Here is a 5,335-nt window from a genome sequence, read left to right as displayed (position 1 = left end):
ATGTTCTCTCCGATAACGAAGAGTTCATGAATCCCAACCAGCGGGCCTATTTTCGGGCGAAACTGATCGCCTGGAGAAATGACATTTTGCGGGAAGCCCGCGAAACGCTCGACAACCTGGCCGCCGAAAGCGCCAATCATCCGGACCTTGCAGACCGGGCCTCTTCCGAAACCGACCGATCCATCGAATTGCGGGCGAGAGACCGTCAGCGCAAGCTGATTTCCAAGATCGATGCGGCATTGCGGCGGATCGACGACGGGACCTACGGTTATTGCGAGGAGACCGGCGAGCCGATTGGCCTGAAGCGGTTGGATGCGCGGCCGATCGCGACCTTGTCGATCGAGGCGCAGGAACGCCACGAGCGACGCGAGAAAGTCTATCGCGACGAATAGCAGAACACACCAAAAGGCCGCGTCCAATGAGGACGCGGCCTTTTGGTTTGGTATTGCGACTGTCGAAATGAGGCGCCGCGGGTGTCTTGCGGCACGGCTTTCGCGGCTGCGCCGTGTCATCAACGGCGTGCCGTTTGCGAATCACGCGCTGTCGCGCTCGCCGTCGGACGGCTTCTGCTGTTCGCTCTTTGCCGGCGGCTGAGCCGTTTCGGGCTTGTGGCGCGTGCCGATGGGGGCCGGGATCCGGGTTTCGAGCAGGATATCGTTGGGTCCGCCGATCATCACCAGATGTTCGACATTGTCGCGCCGCACCAGCACCACGCGCCTGCGGGCATCGACGGCTGCGGCATCCACGACATAGAGCCGCGGCCTTCTGTTCTTGCCGCCCTTGATGAAGGGGGATGGCGGCCTGTGGCGCAGCAGGAACCAGATCGCCAGAACGGCCAGCACGATGACGCCCAGCGACAGAAGCGGGAAATCGAAAATGGCGTTGCTGAAGGTCATGTTTCCCATCATATGTCTTTCACCCTGCGGGCTTCTTCAAAAAGGGCCCGACCAGAAGTGTGGCCGGGCGTGGCGTTTCGCGCAATGGTTTCATGCGCGGTGTGACCGGAATATCAACGTTTTGGCCGGCGCCTTCAAGGCGGAAACTGAAGCGACGTGCGACCTGCTCCGCCGTTTTGCCGGCCCAATACCCAAAATTAAGCATTTCAGCCTATCGTCACGCGCCAGAATGGCTGAAGCTTGCCGTGTTCGGGCAGGGTTTGACGGGCGGACGGGGCGGCTCCCGGTCCGCGGGACAACAGATGCGAAGACTATGCGCTTTTGATGGTGCCCGCCGCAGAGCGCAGATGATGAGGTTGCAATGGATCGACAGAGCGAAAAGGCTGCCAAGCCCGTCATCAGGCGAGGGCCCGGCTCCGGCGTTGTCGCCAAGCTTGCGCTGGTTCTGCTCATTCTGGCGGTGATCGTCACGATCGGCTATCAGTATCGCGGCTATCTGCCGGAGGATATCCTGCTGGCGATCCTCGGGCTCTTCGCGGTTCTTGGCGTGTTTTTCGGCCTTGCCGTGCTGACCGGCCTGGCCCAGCTCTTTCCCGGCGCCCGGCAGAACAGCTTTGCCGGTCCGTTTCTGGATCAGTTCCCCCAGGCCGTTGTCATTACCGACCACCGTGACCGCATGGTCTACGCCAATGCGGCCTATGGCCGGCTGACAGGCGCGACGGATGGCGGCCTGCCGCCCAGTCTCGAGGCCCTGCTGTCGGAGGAGCCGGAGAGCTCCGAAGTGCTCTACAGGCTGACGCAGTCGGTGCGCGGCGGTGACGACGACCAGGAGGAGTTCCGCCTGGCGCACCCGCTTTCGGGCAAGGGGGAGGCGCGCTGGTACCGCCTCGGCGCCCGGTTCTTTCCGGTGACCGACAGCCGCGCCCACACCCGCAATTTCAACATCTGGCAGATCTCCGACATTACCGAGGAGAGGCAGGAACAGGAACGCTATTTCAAGGAGTTGCAGAAGGTAATTGATTATCTGGATCATGCGCCGGTCGGCTTTCTGACATCAGATGGCGAAGGCAAGATCCGCTATCTGAACGCCACGCTCGCCGGCTGGCTCGGCATCGACCTGGCGGGTTTCGTCGCCGGGACGGTGCGTCTTGCCGATGTGATCGGCGGCGAGGGCATGACCCTTCTCGACACGCTTGAGGCCGAGCCGGGGCAGCGGTTGAGCGAGACGGTCGAGGCCTCGCTGCGTCTGCCATCGGGGCGTCATATGCCGGTGACCTTGCTGCATGACATGATCGGAGGCCGCGACGGCCACCCGGCCGAAAGCCGCACCGTGGTGCTGAAGCGCGAGGAAGGCAGGGACGCCGAAACGGGCCTTGGCGGACAGGGCCGCTTCTTTGACGACACGCCGATGGCGATCGCGACGCTTGATCGCGACGGTCGCCTGTTGACCACCAATGCGCGTTTCCTCGCCATGTTCAGCGACCTCCTGAAGCGCGAGGATGTTGGCCGGGGCGCGCGCATCGGCGGGCTGATCGAGGAGGGCGACCGGCAGAAGGCGCGCGACGCGCTGGCCGCAGCCGCCGACGGGCAGGGCGAGATCGCCCCCTTCGAGATGCGCCACGCAAGCGATGATGCCCGCCATTTCCGGGTCTTCGTCCATGCCGCGCGTGATTGCGGGCCGGATGCCGTCGCCCTTGTCTATGTCATCGAGATCAGCGAGCAGAAGGCGCTCGAGGCGCAGATGGCGCGCACGCAGAAGCTCAACGCCGTCGCCACGCTTGCCGGCGGAATTGCCCATGATTTCAACAATGTGCTGACGGCCATTCTTCTCTCGGCCGACCATCTGCTTCTGCAGTCGCGGGCCTCCGACCCGGAATTCGCCGATCTGGTCGAGATCAAGCGCAATGCCAACCGCGCCTCGGGGCTGGTGCGGCAATTGCTCGCCTTCTCGCGTCAGCAGACCATGCGGCCGGAAGTGGTCGATCTCAACGACGTCATCGGCGACAACAGGATGATGATCGAGCGGCTGACCGGCGGATCGGATATCCGGCTGACGACCGATTTCGCCCGTGATCTGTGGCCGGTCCGGACCGATCCCGGCCAGTTCGGCCAGGTGATCACCAATCTCTGCGTCAATGCGCGCGACGCGATGCCGGACGGCGGCACGCTGACGATCAGCACCCGCAATATCGCCGCGGGCGAGGTGGCAGGCCTTGGCCTGCGCGAGGTGCCGGAACGCGATTACGTGGAAATCGAGGTGGCCGACACCGGCACGGGCATTCCGCCGGAGGTGCTGGACAAGATCTTCGAACCCTTCTTCACCACCAAGGACGTGGGCAAGGGCACCGGGCTTGGCCTTGCCATGGTTTATGGCATCGTCACCCAGTCGGGCGGTTTCCTCAACGCCGTCTCCGAGGTCGGCAAGGGCACGCGTTTCATCATCCTCCTGCCGCGCCATCAGCGTGTGGGAACCGAGGAAACGGTCGAGGCGCCGAAGGACCACAAGGGCCAGCCGATCGCCTCGGCCTTCTCCGAGGGCAATGAGAGCGACAACGAGGCGCCGCGCGAGGAGGATATGGACCTCACAGGCCAGTCGGCCGTGGTGCTCTTGGTGGAAGACGAGGACGCCGTGCGCCGCTCGGGCAAGCGCATGCTGGAAATGCGCGGCTTCACCGTGCACGAGGCCGATACCGGCGTGCATGCGCTGAAGATCCTGGAAAAGCTGGAAGGCGCGGTCGACATCGTCGTCTCCGACGTGGTCATGCCGGAAATGGACGGGCCGACGCTCTTGCGCGAGGCGCGCAAGCAATATCCGGAACTGAAATTCATCTTCGTCTCCGGCTATGCCGACGACGCCTTTGCGAAAAACCTACCGGACGACGCCAAGTTCGGGTTTCTGCCGAAGCCGTATAATCTCAAGCAGCTGGTGGCGGCCGTGTGGGAGATGATCCGGGAGGGGTGAGGTTTTTGGCGGGGGGCGGTTGGCGACCGGGGTGGGTCAAGTCTTTCCGTATTAGGGTTGGCTATATAAATAATGGCCTGGAAGCTGCCGCTTGCCACTATGGTATAGGTCGACCGATCGCGGATCGAGAGTGGGTAACGCGCTGCGCTGTTTCCTGTGGATGCAAATTGACGAAGGTTACAGATACTAATTCTTCTGCTACCTCTGAAGTACATGCGGGTCGGGAGAGCCTTTCGTGGATGATATTCATTTTTCAGTTAATACACGACTGACAAGACTTCTGGGTGAGACATATCGTTCGAGCGAGGCAGCCTTAAAAGAGCTGGTTGACAATGCATGGGACGCCGACGCCCAAAATGTCTGGATTACATTGCCAGCGCCTATGTCCTCTGATCCGATTATTGTGCGCGACGATGGTTCGGGAATGACACCTCTGGAAATGAGAAACGAATACCTGAACATCGCTAGCGATAAGCGGTCGCGTACAGGTGAACGGACTCCTGTGCTGAAGCGGAAGGTTAAGGGTCGCAAGGGCATTGGAAAATTTGCCGGGTTATCGTTGGCGAACCGGATGGATGTTCTGGCGGTCGCCCGAGGTCGGAAGTGCAGTCTAACGATCGACAAGCTCGTCCTTGCCGAGAATGAGAATGACCTAGAAGCTGTGCCTCTACCGTTCTTGGAAGATGATGCTGGCAAAGCTCATGCTGGCACGACAATTACATTGTCAGGACTCGATAGTCGTTTGAATTTCCCAACGCCCGATCGTTTCCGAGAAATCCTCGTGCACGAATACGGTCGGGAATATGCTTTCAAGGTATTCGTAAATGGGGCTCAGTTATCGGTCGATGATATTCCGGGCGTAACACGGGAAGTCGAGCAAACTCTTACACAGGCCGGTTCAGTTCGTTTGAAGTTTACAATTGCAGACGGCAAGAAAGCTCCCAAGTCACCGGGTATCGTCCTGAAGGTAGACGGGAAGGTCGTTGGGAAACCGATGATGTTTGGTCTGGAAGATGATGAGGAAGTTCCCATCAAACTCTCGCAGCGAGTCTACGGAGAGGTTGATGTCGAGGGTAACGATCATTTCGTAACTGCAGATTGGGGCGGAGTGGTCGAGAACAGCAAGGCTTTCCAACAAATCCAATCACATGTGAAATCGATCGTCAAAAAAGGCCTGAAGGAGAGCCACTCGCGCGATATGAACCTTCAGTTGGCTCGGTTGAAGAAGCAGTTGGATGCTAGACTTAAAGACCTTCCAGAACACCGTCGACGCTACGCCGAGGAAGCCCTCCATCGAATCTTGCAGCGATTCTATCGTGAAAGCGAAGAACGTATAGCGACGATCGCGGAGGTTGCGCTCGATGCTATGGAGCATGACGCCTATTGGGTCGTGCTTGACCGGATAAATTCGACCGACCGCACAGATGGACGCCTCGAATTACCTACCGATTTCCGCCGTTTCGTGATTCACTTCGTG

At 60.1% G+C, this 5,335-nt stretch carries 4 protein-coding genes; 3 read left to right on the top strand and 1 reads right to left on the bottom strand.

All coding sequences use genetic code 11. The annotated features are described in order from the left end of the window. Positions 1-392, top strand: a 392-nt coding sequence (dksA, locus tag AC5DC2_RS18780; RefSeq protein WP_491699568.1) for an RNA polymerase-binding protein DksA, incomplete at its 5' end; no start/stop codon positions are given. Positions 393-533: 141 nt separating this feature from the next. Here the strand turns inward: dksA and AC5DC2_RS18775 are convergent. After that, complete coding sequence (locus AC5DC2_RS18775) at positions 534-896, bottom strand: flagellar biosynthetic protein FliO (RefSeq protein ID WP_371260677.1); 363 nt, start codon at positions 894-896, stop codon at positions 534-536. 361 nt (positions 897-1,257) lie between these two features. Between AC5DC2_RS18775 and cckA the strand changes: the two genes are divergently transcribed. Both cckA and AC5DC2_RS18765 read left to right on the top strand, forming a co-directional pair. Further along, positions 1,258-3,858 carry a cell cycle histidine kinase CckA gene (cckA, locus tag AC5DC2_RS18770; protein ID WP_491699567.1) on the top strand — a complete coding sequence of 867 codons (2,601 nt, stop codon included), beginning with the start codon at positions 1,258-1,260 and terminating at the stop codon, positions 3,856-3,858. Positions 3,859-4,093: 235 nt separating this feature from the next. Beyond that, positions 4,094-5,335: ATP-binding protein (locus AC5DC2_RS18765; protein WP_491699566.1), on the top strand; the 1,242-nt coding region annotated here is incomplete at its 3' end.

It is taken from the genome of Martelella sp. (assembly GCF_984369615.1).
This window is presented reverse-complemented; position numbering and strand designations above follow the sequence as displayed.

Excerpts from the sequence above, each read along its gene's own strand:
- AC5DC2_RS18775 (WP_371260677.1), bottom strand. The coding sequence starts at position 896 with ATGACCTTCAGCAACGCCATTTTCGATTTCCCGCTTCTGTCGCTGGGC.
- cckA (WP_491699567.1), top strand. The coding sequence starts at position 1,258 with ATGGATCGACAGAGCGAAAAGGCTGCCAAGCCCGTCATCAGGCGAGGG.